Genomic DNA, 16965 nt, shown 5'->3' on the forward strand with positions numbered 1-16965 from the left:
ATACAGATAGATATTGAAGCCGGCTGATTTTGTACAGCAATAATTGAAAGCAATTAATTACAATGAGATTAGGATTAGTAACACTATTGATAGTTGCCACTTTTAACGTGCTTTCGGCGCAATCGCTGAAAAGTATTCCGGGTGACCATGTGCTTCGCCCTGTATGTGAGGCATCGGGAACAGTTGAAAAATCTTTTATCCCTCCACCGGCGGAATTCCTGCTTAAATCAGGGGAACCAACCGCAGAAATAATTGTTGAGTTTGGATCGGGATTTCCGGAGGATGCCCGAAATGCTTTGAATTACGCAGTAGGTATTTGGGCGAGTATTATTGAGTCGGACGTTCCGATACACATCAATGCCAGATGGAGTTCTACCCTGGGAACAAATACTTTAGCCAGTTGTGGTCCCGAAACGTATTATACCAATTTTAAAAATATTCCCTTTGAGAACAGGTATTACGCCGTTGCTATAGCCGAGAAAATAGCTGGTGAGGAGCTTAACGGTGTTTCACGTTCCGATGTTGAAGCTACCTTTAGCAGCCGTATTAACTGGTATTATGGAACTGACGGAAATACACCCACTGATAAATATGATTTTGTTTCGGTTGCCTTGCATGAGATTGCACATGGTTTAGGATTTACAGGCTTTTTCTATGTTGATGCCGAAGCCGGAATGGGTGGCTATGCCTATTACGAATATGGCGATGCAACTACCTTCGACATGCTGGTTGAGAAACTTTCGGGTTCGCAACTGTTGAATACTACTTTATTCTCCAATCCTTCGGCCGAATTAAAGAGTGCACTTACAGGGTCGCTTTATGCCAACAGCCCCGTTGCAAAAAGCGAAAATTCAGGAGTAAGGCCACGTCTTTATTCACCTTCAACTTATAACGATGGTTCGAGTGTTTACCACCTAAACGATTTTACCTACGGAACCGGCAACGAGAACTCGCTAATGACACACGCTGTCGGAATGGGTGAGGCCATTCACGATCCGGGGCCGCTTGCCAGAGGTATTATGGAAGATATTGGCTGGACCAACCTAATTGTACGACACACTCCCGTAAAGGATATGGAAGAAGTTGGTACCTTGCATTTCGTGGCTAACATTGATAGTTATTACGATGTGGAAGAAGGTTCGGTATTGGTTGTTTATTCCACTGATAATTTTGAAAGTACGCGCGATACGCTGGTTTTAACACCAACAGCGAATGAAGGAGAATATTCAGCTACATTGGAACCCCAGAGTAATGTTGATATTCAATATTACCTGGAAGCTGCCGATGTTAAAGGGCGTTTGAGAATGTCGCCATGGGATGCCCCTCAAAATGTGCACGATGTACATTTTGGCCCCGACAACGAAGATCCTGTTATAGCAAGCGAAGCTATTCCTTATTTTCTGTTAAGAGGAGAACCACTTCAGATTAAGGCAGAAGTTGATGATAATCTTGGTTTGGATACGGTTTATGTAACGTATTCTATTAATGATGTGGATCAAACTCCGTTTCCTTTACTGCCGGAGTCGGGTACCACTTTCACGGGAACCTTTAACTTCGACCTGCTGAACCTGCACGACGGAGATTTAGTAAAATATAACATTGTTGCCCGCGATGCTTCTTCGAACCAAAATACAACCATCTATCCGGCCGTAAAATCAATGGAATTCAGAATTGAACGGATATTTGATGCGGTTACGAATTACGAAACGGACTTTAATTCTGAAAGTTCAGCTTTTATAATTTCCGATTTTTCGATATACACAGCAGAGAATTTCAACAACGATGCGCTGCACAGTCCGCATCCGTATCCCAGCCCGAACATCGATAACAAAGACCTCAACTTCTCTACTTTCCTGAAGTATCCGATCATACTGCAGGAGGATGGGGATATGTCGTTCGATGAAGTGGTACTGGTTGAGCCGGGAGAGTTTATGTCGGTTTATGGCGACGACGATTTTTGGGATTATGTGATTGTGGAAGGAAGTAAGGATTACGGTGAATCGTGGTATGCACTTACCGATGGTTATGATTCGGGAGAAAATGCCACCTGGCAACAAAACTACAACGCCGGCATTCCTTCAGGAGAACAGGATTCCGAAACCAAAGGTACTGCCGAGTGGTTTGTGAACCACCAAATATCCTTGCTGGAAAGTGGCCATTTCAATGTTGGCGATACCATTCTTATTCGTTTTCGTCTATATTCCGATCCCTACGCCAATGGCTGGGGTTGGGCAATCGATAATCTGCGGGTGCAATATCCACTGGCTACCGCAACCGTTCTGTCCCCGGGACAGGTGAATGCTTATCCTAACCCTTTCAATACTGCTATTCAGGTTGAAATATATCCGGATAGCGAATTACAGGAAGTGCGTATCGAAGTATTCGATGTATTCGGCAGGAAGCTGCAGGATATCATCAGGCAAAATGTAGAGGCATTGAAAGAGACAATAGATCTTCGGCAATACAGTAGTGGCTTGTTCCTGTTAAAGGTTAGCGAAAACGGGAAGCCGGTACTTTCAAAAAAAATGATTAAGAACTAAAAATTTACCTTCGCTTTAAATTTCAAACCAAAAAGTATAGAATTGTTTATATTTTAAAATATAGTTCTATATTTGCTTGAATAAAGCTTAGATGATGCAGACAACATTTAACAATAACTATTTCTACTTTTATTTTTATTATGGTTCTGAAGCCGGGATCAGGAAGTAGAGTATTGTTAAAACTGAAAATATTTTACAGAAAGGTCTCGAATTATTCGGGGCCTTTTTTTATGAAACGAACATGAATTTTCATTCTTTATAATCACAAATAAAAAGAATCAAAATTCATCGAGAGTTCCATCGAATACGATGGGAATGAATGATTTTAATGAGATGAAACGAAATTAAAATGAAGATTACAATTATTGGACTTGGACTAATTGGCGGATCGATCGCAAAAGACCTCCGTAACAGCGGTTTTGCCACAGAGCTTGTTGGTGTGGAGAGTAACGAAGAACACGCTGAACAGGCACTTGAACTGGGCCTGGTGGATCGGGTACTGCCACTTGACGAAGGTGTTAAGAAAACCGATTTGGTGGTGATTGCGATTCCTGTAAATAAGACACTTGAATTGCTTCCGGTGATCCTGGATAATATTGATAGTGGTACGACTGTTACTGACATGGGATCGACCAAAAAGCAATTGGTTGAGGCCGTTAAAAACCACGGGCGCAGAAAGAATTATGTTCCTGCTCACCCGATGTCGGGTACCGAGAATTCAGGGCCGACTGCAGCACTGGTTGACCTTTTCCGCGGAAAGATCGCCATCATTTGCGACCAGGAAAATTCAGGCCCGCAACACATAGCGCTCATCGAAAAAATGTTTCAGAATTTAGGGATGGATATTGCGTACATGACTTCCGACGAACAGGATCACAGTACGGCTTTTGTTTCGCACCTGCCACACGCGGCAGCCTATGCATTGGCAAATGCCGTGCAGGCCAAGGAAGACCGGAATATTATTTTCGACCTGGCGAGCGGTGGTTTTCGTTCAACGGTGCGTTTGGCAAAAAGTTCGGGATCGATGTGGCATCCTATTTTTCAACAAAACAGAACTTACGTTGTTGAAGCCCTGAACGTTTATATAAAACACCTCACCGAGTTTCGCGATTGCATGAAAAAAGAGGACGATGAAAAGATGTGGGCCTTGATTGAAAATGCAAACCGAATCCGTGGAATTCTGGGTGGAGAAAATCCACACCTGGTGAAAAATGAAGAGACAATTACAAAACTTTATACAAAGAAATCATGACTTTAAAACTTGACATTAATCCGATAAAAGCGTGGTTGCCACACATCGACAATCCACTGCTGATTTCGGGACCATGTAGCCTGGAAACAGAAAAACAGGCACTCGACACTGCACGTTTACTCGCAAAAGACAAACGTGTATTTGTATACCGCGGTGGAGTTTGGAAACCACGAACACGCCCCGGATCATTTGAAGGCGTTGGATCAATCGGTTTGGAATGGTTGAAAAAGGTACGCGAAGAAACCGGATTGCCGGTTGGGACTGAAGTAGCAAATGCGCAACATACCGAAGAAGCACTGAAAGCCGGACTGGATGTGCTTTGGATCGGAGCCCGTTCAACAGCCAGCCCTTTTGTTGTTCAGGAAATTGCGGATGTATTAAAAGGTTCCGATGCTGTGGTGATGATCAAAAATCCCGTGAACCCCGACGTACAGTTATGGATGGGAGCCGTTGAGCGTGTACATCAGGTAGGCATTAAAAACATTGTAGCTATTCATCGTGGTTTTACGCCATTCAGTGATACCAAATACCGCAACTATCCAAACTGGAAAACCGTAATCGAGTTACGTCGTAATATACCTAATTTGCCGATTATTTGCGACCCTAGCCACATTGCGGGTAAGCGCGAATACCTGTACGAAATTTCTCAAAAAGCTTTCGATATGGGAATGGAAGGTTTGATGGTAGAATCACATATCGATCCTTCGTGCGCATTGAGCGATGCCGGCCAGCAACTTACTCCTGCTGACCTTGGCAAGATGCTGGATAAATTGGTTATTCGCTACGAAACGGCCAATAATCCTGAATTTGAAACCCGTTTGGATATGTTGCGAAGCCGCATCGATGCGATCGATTCCGAGTTGCTCGAAATGTTATCATCGAGAGTGGAGATTGTGAAAGAGATTGGTAAGTATAAAAAAGAAAATAACGTAACTGCGTTGCAGATCAATCGCTGGTCGCAGTTAATGGAGAATCGTATTAATGTGGGTAACAGCCTGAACCTGGACGAGACTTTTGTGAAAATCCTTTTTCAGCTGATCCACGAGGACTCGGTTCGCATGCAAACTGAGATTATGGATTCGGAAGATTAATACCGAAACCGGATTAAAAGAAAAACGGAAGCTCATTTGAGCTTCCGTTTTTTTGTTCTATCAATGCTAGTATTGTTTTGCAACCGGATAACGCTTGAAAGTTTTTTCAGCCCATTCGGTGGTGCTGTAAATGTAAGCCATTTGTGCACGATGGTTATTTGCAAATTCCGGATCGGATGCGCGTTTTTCTTCAAATTCTTTTTTGAACTCCGGATGATCGTTCAAGTATTTAAGCGCGTTTTCTTCAAAACCATACGACGAGAAATATTCTCGCTGATCGAGTATTGAATCGAAGAAATTCCAGCGAAAAAATGAATCCATTGCTCTTGGCTCCAGCATTTCCAGCAGGTATTTCATTTTTTCCTGACGCACCGGAATTACCAGATCGCCGGCATAATATTGTATTTTCTGAATTTCCTGACGCGTTGTTACCTTGTTGTGAAAGTAGTGTCCGTTAAACGGTCGTTTCATTGTTTCATATTCATCGATGTAATCCACCTCAACTTCCAGCATCGTATCTTTTTCGAGCGTTTTAAACTCCACTCCGTTCAGTTGCAGGCGTTCGATCACATCAGACCATGCTTGAGGTAAAATGTAATATTCCGGTATTTTTATTTCTTCCACGGTGTTGTAAACATCGTAATAGCGGATCTCTTTCGAATACGGCTTCGTGCGGTCGTAGCCAAAGCGCGGCAGACCGGTAACTTTATCAATAACATTATCGCTGCTTTCGTAACCATCAAAATCAAAAGTAGAATATTGGGTAGTATCTACTTCGTAACTAATCGGATAGGTTTTCATCGTCAGCATTTCTTCGCCTCCTTTTTTACGACTGGCAATGATTTCTTCAGAATTTTCAGAGGTGAATTCAGAAAGCGCGGTAATAAACTGGTAACACGATTTTACGCGGTCGGGGAACTCTTTGTACACGTGGTTTTCGGTCATCATCCCGTAACTGTTGAACAGGCTGGCATAACCCGACGAATAGCGCGGCGAATCCTGCCAAAGCAGAATGCCGGAATTTGGATCGTGCGACATCAAATTAACGTATGGCGTAAGTTTGTATTCGCCTGCATCCATTTTCCTGAACATTTCGGGAATCATTTCAATACGCAGAAATTTTTCCTGAAAGGGCGGAAAATAATCTGGAAAAGGAGTGATCCAGGTGACGCTGTATTGATGATCGGAACCGTTGGTGGTGTGCGTATCAAGAAAAACATCCGGGTCCCATTCCTGAAATATCTCGTTGAAAGACTTTGCGTTTTTAGAATCGCATTTGGTAAAGTCACGGTTCAGATCGAGATTCTTCGCATTTCCCCTGAACCCGGTTTCGTAAGGCGTGGCCTGGTTGGCCCTGTTGTACGGCCCCCGGTTTAAATGACCACCAACGTTATAAACCGGAATGATAACGATCACCGTATTTTCGAGCCAGCTTTTCATCCCGTTTTTGTTGCGCAGAATGTCGTCGGCAAACTGCAGGCTGGCATCAATTCCTTCCGGCTCTCCCGGGTGAATTCCGTTGTTAATCAGCAGCACCGATTTACCTTGCTCCTTTATAGTTTTTGCATCGAAAACCGGTTCGGAATTGATAATAAAAGTGTGCAGCGGTTTTCCAACATCGGTTGTGCCACTTACAACGAGCTTTGCGTTTTCGTAGTTCGCATCAAGCAGGCTGAACATGTCAATCACTTCGTTATAAGTCGGGGTGTAATTCTCTTCATATTTTAAACGAAGAAGTGCTTGTTTTTGGGCTGAACTGACGAATGCACTGCATAAAATGATCAGTGCAAGGAAGAGGATTCTGGTCATTACTCGAATATTTTGATAACTAAACGTCCCGGAATTCAGGATGTGGTCGAATTATTTACGTACCAAATCTAGGTAAGAATAATCAAAATTGTTCTCTTCATCGTGAAAATCTTCGCGAGCGGCTTCTTCCCATTCCGAATAGGTAATTTCAGGGAAATAAACATCAGCGTCAAAAGGTTTATGCACCAGTGTGAGGTAGAGTTTACCGGCCACCGGGTAAAACTGACGATAGATCATTCCTCCGCCAATGATGAATGCTTCCTGTTCTCCTTTTACCTTTTCGATGGCTTCATCAATCGAGAACACCGTTTCGCAGCCCGGAAAAACATCATCTTCTTTATCGGTAATTACAATATGACGGCGATTGGGCAGCGGCCATTTGGGTAACGAAAGCAAGGTGTTTCTTCCCATAATAATGGTGTGGCCCGAGGTGATTTCTTTAAAACGTTTCAGGTCGTTGGGCAGGTGAAACAGCAAATCGTTGTTTTTGCCAATGGCGAAATTCTCGGCAATGGCAACAATAATTGAAATGTTTTTATGGATCATTCTTTAATTTTTAAACGGCAACAACTCCTTTAATGTGCGGGTGCGACTGGTAATTCACCAGCTCGAAATCTTCGTATTTAAAATCGAAAATACTTTTCACATCCGGATTGATTTTCATTGTTGGGAGTGGATATGGTTCGCGGGTCAACTGAAGTTTCACCTGTTCAATATGATTGGTGTAAATGTGTACGTCGCCAAAAGTGTGAACAAAATCGCCGGCTTGTAAACCGGTCACCTGCGCCATCATCATTGTCAACAGGGCATAAGATGCAATGTTAAACGGTACGCCCAGAAAAACATCGGCACTACGCTGGTACAACTGGCACGAGAGTTTTCCATCGGCCACATAAAACTGGAACAGAATATGGCATGGAGGCAGGTTCATTTTATCGAGTTCGCCAACATTCCAGGCACTTACAATGTGTCGCCGCGAATCAGGGTTTTTCTGAATCGACTCGAGTACCTGGCTGATCTGGTCGATGTGTTTCCCGTCGGGAGTTGGCCAGCTTCGCCACTGGTAACCGTAAATGTGCCCCAGGTTACCATCGTCGTCGGCCCATTCGTTCCAGATACGGACACCGTTATCAATCAGGTATTTTATATTGGTTTCGCCTTTCAGAAACCAAAGCAGTTCGTAAATGATCGATTTCAGATGCAATTTTTTAGTGGTTACCATCGGAAATCCTTCGCTTAAATCAAAACGCATTTGATGTCCAAACCTGCTGATCGTACCTGTTCCGGTGCGGTCTTCCTTCTTTGTCCCCTTTTCTAATATGGTCTCCAATAAATCAAGATACTGCCTCATATTTCCTCTGTTTGATGCAAAAATAGTTGTTTGAAAAAAGTGGTATCAGAATAGATACATTTAAATATCCACAAATGTTTAGATGTTGTTAACCGATTTGAAAGATGTGAATAGTGATGCTGGCTTTCAAAGATGTTTGTGAAGTTAGGGATTGATTTTCGATCCGCACTTTTTGCAGAATTTTGCGTCATCATCGTGTTTGTCGTGCAGGCAGTTGGGGCAAACCTGCGTATTGCCGCGATTCGAAGGATTAATGATCTCGGCAGTTACAATACCGGTTGGAACGGCAATAATGGCATAACCCATTATCATTACAATGCTAGCGGCGAATTGTCCGAATGGTGTTTGCGGGCTGATGTCGCCATAACCAACGGTCGTTAGCGTTACAATAGCCCAGTATATTCCGCGTGGAATGCTGGTGAACCCGTGTTCTTCGCCTTCAATCAGGTACATTACCGTCCCGATAACAATAACCAGAACTACAACAAAAAAGATAAAAACGCTGATCTTTTCGCGGCTGGCCCAAAGCGCCCGGCCAAGTGTGCGGCCGGCCTGAGTGTAGCGGGTAAGCTTTAATATCCTGAAAACACGCAACATGCGAAGTATGCGGATAACAACCAAATGGTGCGAGCCAACAATAAAAAGCCCAAGGTAAGTAGGTATCACCGAAAGGAAGTCGATTATGCCGTAAAAGCTGAAGATGTAGCGAAGTGGTTTTCGTACAATCACGATCCTTAGGACATATTCAAGGGTGAAAATTCCCGTAATAATCCATTCCAGAATGCGTAAGAACGGGCGGTAATTTGTTCGAATGGCAGGGACGCTTTCCAGCATGACAAGAGCCACGCTAATAAGAATAACAATCAGGAGAACAACATCGAACAACTTGCCCGCCGGAGTGTCGGCCTCAAAAATTACTTCATAAAGTTCATCCCTGGTTTTGCTCATTTCAAATGCATTTGAGGATTAAATATACGATATTCTTTTTTTAGAAGGGTTGGTACAAATAAAAAGGCCCTTCCCGATATCCGGAAAAGGCCCTTTGAGAATATATTGTCAGGTTTTCTTAGAGCAGTGAACTAGCTTCGTGATAAGGAAGGTTGAACGCTTCTGCCACACCTTTGTACACCACTTTACCATCCACAACATTCAAGCCTTTGCGTAATGGTTCACTGTCGATACAGGCCTGTTTCCAGCCTTTGTCGGCAATCTGGATGGCATAAGGCAGCGTAGCATTTGTAAGCGCGATGGTTGAGGTACGCGGAACTGCACCCGGCATGTTGGCTACACAGTAATGCAACACGTGGTCAATCACAAAAGTAGGATCGGCGTGAGTAGTTGCTTTTGTGGTTTCGAAACATCCGCCCTGATCAACAGCAACGTCAACCAAAACCGTACCCGGTTTCATCGTCGCCAACATATCGCGCGTAACAAGATGAGGTGCTTTTGCTCCCGGAATCAAAACGGCACCAATAATAACATCGTTGTTTTTAACTGCTGCACGTATGTTGTATTCGTTGCTCATCATTGTTTTTACGTTCGGCGGCATAATATCGTCGAGGTAACGCAGGCGTTTCAGCGAAACATCCATAATGGTTACGTCGGCTCCCAGACCGGCAGCCATTTTTGCGGCTTCGGTACCTACAATACCGCCACCGATAATAAGCACGTTTGCCGGTGGAACTCCGGGGACACCACCCAAAAGTACACCGTATCCGCCAAAAGTTTTTTCAAGATATTTTGCACCTTCCTGAACCGACATACGGCCGGCAACTTCACTCATCGGGATAAGCAAAGGAAGTGAACGGTCGGGCAATTCAACGGTTTCGTAAGCCAAACAGATCGATCCGTTCGCGATCATGGCATTGGTTAATTCCTCGCCCGATGCAAAGTGAAAATAAGTATAAAGGATCTGGCCTTTTTTAATCAGCTTGTATTCCGGTTCGATCGGTTCTTTTACTTTGATGATCATTTCGGCAATGCCGTAAACATCTTCAATGGTAGGCAGCATTTTTGCACCGGCTGAAATATAATCTTCATCAGGGAATCCACTTCCGCTACCACCGCCTGCCTGAACATAAACTTCGTGACCACGTTTTACAAGCTCTGCTGCTCCTGCCGGAGTCAGGGCTATACGGTTTTCATTGTTTTTTATCTCCTTGGGAACACCAATTATCATCGTACTATATTTTTAAGTATTATTTTGAGTTCAAAAATAGACCTCTCCTGTTGACTAAAACATGATAAAAATTACGAAATGCAAGGATAATTAAGAATGAGTAATCATCTGATACAATGATTTTAATGAATTGGAAGTTAATTTTTTAATAATATTTAAAATTGAAAAAAAATAATCATTCTTGATTTCAGATTGTTAAACTTATATTTGCTCACTTATACTTTATATTTTACAACATGCCGACAGTATCAGACAGGGGAAGGATAATGCCAGATTCTCCAATCAGGAAGCTGGCCCCGCTAGCCGAAAAGGCTAAGGAGAGAGGGATCAAAGTGTACCACTTGAATATCGGTCAGCCCGATTTACCTACTCCTCCTGAAGCGCTCGCGGCAATTAGAAATATTGACAGAAAGATTCTTGAATACACTCCGAGTGAGGGAATTTTGTCGTTCAGGCAAAAACTCGCGAAGTACTATCATAAATTCAATATCGATGTTGAAGCCCAGGATATCATCGTTACATCGGGTGGAAGCGAGGCTGTAACATTTGCTTTTATGAGCTGTCTCGATCCGGGTGACGAGATCATCGTTCCGGAACCGGCATATGCCAACTACGAAGCTTTTGCCATTGTTGCTGGGGCAAAAATCAGGTCGATTGCGGCCAATATCGAAGAAGGTTTTTCATTGCCTCCCGTCGAAGAATTCGAAAAGCTGATCACGCCCAAAACCAAGGGGATCATGATCTGTAATCCGAACAATCCGACCGGGTATTTGTACACGCAGCAGGAAATGAATGCGATTCGCGACCTGGTGAAAAAGTACGACCTGTATTTGTTTTCCGATGAAGTGTATCGCGAATTCTGTTATACCGGAGCTCCGTATATTTCGGCTTTTCACCTTGAGGGAATTGAGCAGAATGTGGTGTTGATTGATTCGGTATCGAAACGGTACAGCGAATGTGGATTAAGGATTGGAGCGCTGATTACGAAAAATGAAGCCGTAAAAAGGAACGTGCTCAAATTCTGTCAGGCACGTTTAAGCCCGCCACTTATCGGGCAGATTGCTGCCGAAGCCTCGCTCGAAGCCGATCCGGAATACATGCTGAATAACTACAATGAATATGTCAACCGCCGAAAATTTCTGATCGATGGGCTGAATCGAATCGACGGAGTTTATTCTCCCATCCCGATGGGTGCTTTTTATACCGTTGCACGAATGCCTGTTGATGATTCGGATAAATTTTGTGAGTGGTTGCTTTCAGATTTCTCGTATGAGAATCAGACCATATTTTTAGCACCTGCTTCCGGTTTTTACACCGGCTCAGATAAAGGGAAAGACGAGGTTAGGATTGCCTACGTGCTGAAAAAAGAAGACCTGGCTGTAGCACTTAAAATCCTACAGGAAGCGTTAAAGGTTTACCCGGGAAGCAAAGTGCGGATAAAAGTTGAGAATGAAGAAGCAAAATAAAAAACGCCGGTTTGTCAGTTGACAGACCGGCGTTTCGTTTATTCTTGTTTTTGAACTAGTTCAAATTCTTAATGCGTTCCATTGCTTCCAGTACACTGTCTCTGTCGGCAAATGCTGAAAAGCGGAAATAGCCTTCGCCCGAAGGACCAAATCCTGAACCGGGAGTTCCAACCACATTGGCTTCATTCAACACTTTATCGAAGAAATCCCACGATGTCATTCCGTTTTTGGTTTTCACCCAAATATAAGGTGCATTTACGCCACCAAAAACTTCGTACCCGGCTTCTGCCAGGCTGGCTTTCATAATGCTGGCATTTTCAAGATAATAAGCGATTACATCCGCAACTTCTTTTTTACCTTCCTCGGTGTAAATAGCAGCAGCTGCTTTTTGTACCGGGTACGAAACGCCGTTAAATTTAGTCGACTGGCGACGGTTCCACAAGGGTTTTACAGGGTATTCTTTTCCATCTTTACCAAATGCAACCAATTCGTTAGGTACAACGGTGAAGGCACAACGTGTTCCAGTAAAACCTGCAGTTTTTGAGAAACTGCGGAATTCGATGGCTACTTTTTTAGCGCCTTCAATTTCATATATCGAGTGTGGAACACCATCTTCAGTGATGAACGCTTCGTAAGCTGCATCGTATAAAATAATGGCGTTGTTTTCAGTCGCGTAGTCCACCCATTTTTTCAGTTCTTCTTTACTGGCTACCGTTCCGGTTGGATTATTTGGGTAACACAGGAAAATCAGGTCAGGTGTTTCCGTCGGCAATTCCGGAATAAAACCATTTTCACTGGTACATGGCATGTAAATAATTCCATCGTAATAACCATTGGTCTGGCAGCTACCAGTTTTTCCACTCATAACTGTAGTGTCGGCATAAACAGGGTAAACTGGGTCGCAGATGGCGATTTTATTTTCATTGCCAAAAATCTCCTGGATATTTCCGGTGTCGCATTTCGAGCCGTCAGAGATGAAAATCTCATCAGCCGAAACATTAACACCATTGTCCTGGTACGAATTTTTTGCAATGGCTTCGCGCAAAAATGCATAACCCTGTTCGGGGCCGTAACCCTTAAAAGTTTCGCCTTTGGCCATTTCGTCCACACCTTCGTGGAAGGCTTTAACTACCGATGGAACCAGTGGCCGGGTAACATCGCCAATACCCATTTTAATTACTTTTTTGTCGGGATTTGCAGCAATAAATTCGCTGACTCTTCTTCCGATTTCCGGGAATAAATATCCGGCTTGCAGTTTGAGGTAACTTTCGTTAATAAGTGCCATATTTTGTCTGTTATTTGTTTGTCACGATATTGCCACAAAGATAGCAATTTAACGATGTCGCAATTTTCAGTTGCTTCCAACTCAATTCTTATTTAGATTTATTTAAGAAAAATAGCGATTGTTTTTAGTCGTATGAGTTAATCCAAATGATCACCTGGTATCATCTGTAAATCAAGTAATGTTTTTTGAGACAAATGATCAAGTATTTGAGACAAATGCCAAAATGATCTTTCTGGCTTTTGAGTAACTTATGTATCCCGGAATATTCGTGAAAAATCAGATTGTTGAGGAATATCGTTAACCTAAAATAGATAGCCATGAAAAAATCTTTTACCAACAACAAGCGACTCAGAAAACATCTGATTATTTGTCTGGGTATCATTCTGTTCATAAGCGGATGCTACAAAATTGCTTATATCATTCAGCCAACTCAAGTCAATCCTGAAAGTACTTTTAATGTTACAATTTGTATTGAACCAGACTATGACGGTGAGAGGGACGATTATTTCCCTAGTTATGGAATTTTGGGGATTCTGTTACCGGAGGGATGGACCGTTGAAGATTCAATAGAATATGTGATTAATTGGCAAGACTCATCCTTGGGTGGATTCATTCTTCAAAATGATGGTGTTGATGTCTTTCTGGATAGCATTTACGCACCACGCGAACCCGGGTATTATTGGTGGGGTGCAAAATCGATTGATGTAATGACCCTGTTTGGTATGGAAGACGGTTTCATTTATATAAAGATTTCAACGGATTCTGTTCTTGGCGATTTCAAACTCAGGTATTTTTTAGGCGATACGGACAAATACTACAAAAGGAATTCAGAAGATCCCTTTGGTATTAAAGACAGCTCCGATTTTATGCCTATCAAAGTAGATTTAAGTGATGGCGTAAAATCCTGGTCACAAGTTGAATGGAATGTTTATCCAAATCCATCGAATGGAGAGGTGTTTGTACAACAGGATGATTTGAGCGGGGATGTTACATTGAAGGTATACGATTTAAATGGAAGGCTTCAAAAGTCAACTGTTCTATGTGAGAGTCTCAGTCGGGTTGATTTAAGTACTCTTTCAAAAGGTACTTATATTATTTCGTTGGAGAAGAAGGGTGATCTAAAAACTAAAAAGATAATTATTCAGTAATCCGAAGTTTTCAGCATTGCCATTCGTAAACAAGATAATTGTAATGGATTACCACTTTTTTGCCCATAAAATGAGATTTTGCTCCTAAAAGAGTTGGAAGCAGAAACGAATAATTAATTTTCGTTTGATACTTTTGTAGATCAAACGATTTCACTATGCAAAACTTCTTTGTAAAATCACACGGCCTGGGAAACGATTACATTGTTCTCGATCAGGAAAATATAAATTTTGAGTTGACCGAAGCGGCCATCATTCGTATTTGCGACGTGCATTATGGCATTGGCTCCGATGGAATTTTGTTAAAAGTGCCGTCGGAAAAAGCCGATTTCGGAATGCGAATTCTGAATCCCGATGGCTCGGAAGCTGAGAAGAGCGGTAACGGTCTGCGTATATTCTCCAAATATTTATACGATCACGGATTTACCAGGGCAAAAAGTTTTAGCATTGAAACTCCAGGGGGACTTGTTCGCTCCGAAATAATGGAAGAACGTAACGGAAAAGCCTTCATGATAAAAGTGGATATGGGCACTGCCATTTTCGATGCCAAAAAAGTACCGGTAAACATCGAAAAACCCGAATGTATTAATGAACCACTGCCCTTACACGATCAAACTTTCCACATCAATTGCGTGTCGGTTGGAAATCCGCATTGCGTTATCCTGGTAGATGAACTAAACGAGGCAGAGGTTAAAACTTATGGCTCCGACATTGAAAATCACCCCCTGTTTCCGAAACGCATAAACGTTCAGTTTGCGAAAGTGATATCACCTACAGAAGTGGAAATAATGATCTGGGAGCGTGGCGCCGGATGGACACTGGCCTCAGGCAGTTCGTCGTGTGCGGTGGCTGCAACGGTATTGAAACGAGGGCTAACAGAAAAAGACCTTACCATTTCGATGCCCGGAGGAAAACTTCATATTGAAATTGACGATAACTGGGAAATCAGAATGACCGGCGAAGTTCGCGAAATTTCTTCTGGTACATTAAGTGCCGAGTTAATTCAAGATCTTGACTTATGAAGCGGATCTTCTTTTTAATCCTGCTTTTTTCAATTTGCTTCACCTTAAATTCTGTAGCTCAGTTTAGTTGGCCAAACGGAGCCAAAGCAGCAGTTGTGTTTACTTACGACGATGGCCTCGATTGTCATTTGGATGTTGCTGTTCCGCAGCTGGATGAGTTTGGCTTTAAAGGAACTTTTTTTTGCACAGGTAACTCTCCGTCCTTGTTCAATCGGATGGAAGAATGGCGGGCCATTTCAAAAAATGGCCACGAGCTGGGGAATCATACCATATTTCATCCCTGCAACAGAAATACAAACGATTGGGTAGAACCCGAATACGATCTGAGTAAATATTCTGTTGAGCAAATTGTGGCCGAGATGAAAGCTGCCAATACTCTGCTGAAAGCGATCGACGGAAAAGAGAAACGTACTTTTGCATATACTTGCTGCGATTTTGTAGCAGGGAAATCTGACTTTTCGGGTGAAGTAGAAAAGCTTTTTACGGCAGCACGTCTCGATGGGCCGATACCGGAAACAATGGCAGGTTACGACCTGGCCAAAACGCCGAGTACAATGGTCGCCGACCCAACGGTCGAAGAATTGATCGCGCTTGTTGAAGAAGCTAAAAATAAGGGTACGATCATTGTATTTTTGTTTCACAACGTTGGTGGAGGTTATTTAAATGTTGGTGCGGAAGAACATCGTAAATTGCTGGAATATGTGAAGGCCCATGAAGATGAATTATATTCCGCTACCTTCATGGAAGTGATGGATTACATTAAAAATAACCGATAAATCTTCCCGCTTATCCAAACATTCATCTAAACTATTATCTTTGCGCTGATTTTTAACGTATTAATATAGAATTCCCTGCGGGGAAGGAACACCTAAAATAGAAGACAATGGCACATAAAGCAGGCTTTGTGAATATTGTTGGAAACCCCAATGTGGGTAAATCCACCATCATGAACGCTCTCGTAGGAGAAAAACTCTCCATCATTACCCAGAAAATGCAAACAACCCGCCACCGCATCAAAGGAATTGTTAGTGGCGACGATTTCCAAATTGTTTATTCCGATACACCGGGAATTCTGAAACCTAGTTATAAGCTTCAGGAGACGATGATGAAATTTGTTGATTCAGCGTTGATCGATGCGGACGTAATTTTGTTTGTTACCGATGTTGTTGAGAAACCTGATAAAAATCCGGAGTATATCGAAAAGGTTCGGAAATCGAACATGCCGGTGATCGTTCTGATCAACAAGATCGATCTTTCGAGTCAGGAAGAAGTATTGAAACTCTACGATTTGTGGAGTAACACTTTTCCGGGAGCAAATATTTTCCCGATTTCGGCACAGGAGAAATTCAACATCGAACCTATTTTCGACCGCATTCTTGAACTGCTCCCCGAAAGTCCGGCATTTTTCCCAAAGGATGAATTGACCGACCGGAACGAACGTTTTTTTGTGCAGGAAATCATTCGCGAAAAGATCCTGTTGCATTATCAAAAAGAGATTCCTTATGCTGTTGAGGTGGAAGTGGAAGAATTTAAAGAAGCCGAGAAAATCATCAATATTCGTGCAGTGATCTACGTTTCGCGCGAAAGCCAGAAAGGAATCATTATCGGTCACCAGGGAAAAATGATTAAGAAAATTGGAACCGAAGCCCGTGCTGATGCTGAAGAATTCTTCAGCAAAAAGATTTTCCTGGAGATATATGTTAAAGTAGCCAAAGACTGGCGCGAGAAAGATCGTCAGCTTAAGAAATTTGGATACGATTCGTTTTAATTTTAGTACAGAGTAGTGAGTATTTGGTAGTGAGATTGTAACAAGTCTTATTTCCCC

14 protein-coding genes are annotated in these 16965 nt (G+C 42.7%); 8 read left to right on the forward strand and 6 right to left on the reverse strand.

All coding sequences use genetic code 11. The annotated features are described in order from the left end of the window. The first annotated feature begins 62 nt into the window (after window positions 1–62). From HFD85_RS01915 to HFD85_RS01925, 3 genes are all read left to right on the forward strand, one after another. Window positions 63–2540, forward strand: a complete 2478-nt coding sequence (locus HFD85_RS01915; RefSeq protein WP_167604920.1) for a T9SS type A sorting domain-containing protein — start codon at window positions 63–65, stop codon at window positions 2538–2540. Between the two features lie 349 nt (window positions 2541–2889). Further along, window positions 2890–3792, forward strand: a complete 903-nt coding sequence (locus HFD85_RS01920) for a prephenate dehydrogenase (protein ID WP_167604921.1) — start codon at window positions 2890–2892, stop codon at window positions 3790–3792. Continuing rightward, the gene (locus HFD85_RS01925; RefSeq protein ID WP_167604922.1) at window positions 3789–4883 is read left to right on the forward strand and encodes a chorismate mutase; all 1095 of its coding nucleotides are present in this window, start codon (window positions 3789–3791) and stop codon (window positions 4881–4883) included. Before HFD85_RS01920 ends, HFD85_RS01925 begins: the two co-directional genes overlap by 4 nt. 66 nt (window positions 4884–4949) lie before the next feature. Here the strand turns inward: HFD85_RS01925 and HFD85_RS01930 are convergent, their stop codons facing one another. The 5 genes from HFD85_RS01930 to ald form a co-directional block, all read right to left on the reverse strand. Next, window positions 4950–6692, reverse strand: coding sequence for a M14 family zinc carboxypeptidase (locus HFD85_RS01930; protein ID WP_167604923.1), 1743 nt, complete (start codon window positions 6690–6692; stop codon window positions 4950–4952). A 51-nt stretch (window positions 6693–6743) separates the two neighbouring features. Further along, on the reverse strand, window positions 6744–7238 hold the full coding sequence (locus tag HFD85_RS01935; protein ID WP_167604924.1) for a dihydrofolate reductase: 495 nt from the start codon (window positions 7236–7238) through the stop codon (window positions 6744–6746). A gap of 10 nt (window positions 7239–7248) precedes the next feature. Continuing rightward, window positions 7249–8043 (reverse strand): thymidylate synthase, encoded by a 795-nt coding sequence (locus tag HFD85_RS01940; RefSeq protein ID WP_167604925.1) that lies wholly within the window; start codon window positions 8041–8043, stop codon window positions 7249–7251. Window positions 8044–8187: 144 nt separating this feature from the next. Continuing rightward, the gene (locus tag HFD85_RS01945; RefSeq protein WP_167604926.1) at window positions 8188–8991 is read right to left on the reverse strand and encodes an ion transporter; all 804 of its coding nucleotides are present in this window, start codon (window positions 8989–8991) and stop codon (window positions 8188–8190) included. Window positions 8992–9109: 118 nt separating this feature from the next. After that, window positions 9110–10222 carry an alanine dehydrogenase gene (ald, locus tag HFD85_RS01950; protein WP_167604927.1) on the reverse strand — a complete coding sequence of 371 codons (1113 nt, stop codon included), beginning with the start codon at window positions 10220–10222 and terminating at the stop codon, window positions 9110–9112. A gap of 236 nt (window positions 10223–10458) precedes the next feature. Here ald and HFD85_RS01955 point away from each other — a divergent pair, with 236 nt between their 5' ends. Continuing rightward, on the forward strand, window positions 10459–11688 hold the full coding sequence (locus tag HFD85_RS01955) for a pyridoxal phosphate-dependent aminotransferase (RefSeq protein ID WP_167604928.1): 1230 nt from the start codon (window positions 10459–10461) through the stop codon (window positions 11686–11688). A gap of 55 nt (window positions 11689–11743) precedes the next feature. Here the strand turns inward: HFD85_RS01955 and HFD85_RS01960 are convergent, their stop codons facing one another. After that, the gene (locus HFD85_RS01960) at window positions 11744–12973 is read right to left on the reverse strand and encodes an LL-diaminopimelate aminotransferase (protein WP_167604929.1); all 1230 of its coding nucleotides are present in this window, start codon (window positions 12971–12973) and stop codon (window positions 11744–11746) included. A 317-nt stretch (window positions 12974–13290) separates the two neighbouring features. Between HFD85_RS01960 and HFD85_RS01965 the strand changes: the two genes are divergently transcribed. The 4 genes from HFD85_RS01965 (at window position 13291) to era (ending at window position 16908) form a co-directional block, all read left to right on the forward strand. Continuing rightward, the gene (locus HFD85_RS01965; protein ID WP_167604930.1) at window positions 13291–14121 is read left to right on the forward strand and encodes a T9SS type A sorting domain-containing protein; all 831 of its coding nucleotides are present in this window, start codon (window positions 13291–13293) and stop codon (window positions 14119–14121) included. A 155-nt stretch (window positions 14122–14276) separates the two neighbouring features. Beyond that, complete coding sequence (gene dapF / locus HFD85_RS01970) at window positions 14277–15140, forward strand: diaminopimelate epimerase (RefSeq protein ID WP_167604931.1); 864 nt, start codon at window positions 14277–14279, stop codon at window positions 15138–15140. After that, window positions 15137–15916 carry a polysaccharide deacetylase family protein gene (locus tag HFD85_RS01975; RefSeq protein WP_167604932.1) on the forward strand — a complete coding sequence of 260 codons (780 nt, stop codon included), beginning with the start codon at window positions 15137–15139 and terminating at the stop codon, window positions 15914–15916. The genes dapF and HFD85_RS01975 overlap by 4 nt, the downstream gene beginning before the upstream one ends. A 107-nt stretch (window positions 15917–16023) precedes the next feature. Beyond that, a complete protein-coding gene (era, locus tag HFD85_RS01980) occupies window positions 16024–16908 on the forward strand; it encodes a GTPase Era (protein WP_167604933.1) in 885 nt (294 codons plus the stop codon). Window positions 16909–16965 lie beyond the last annotated feature (57 nt).

Source organism: Maribellus sediminis (genome assembly GCF_011799805.1).
Classification (GTDB): Bacteria; Bacteroidota; Bacteroidia; order Bacteroidales; family Prolixibacteraceae; genus Draconibacterium; species Draconibacterium sediminis_A.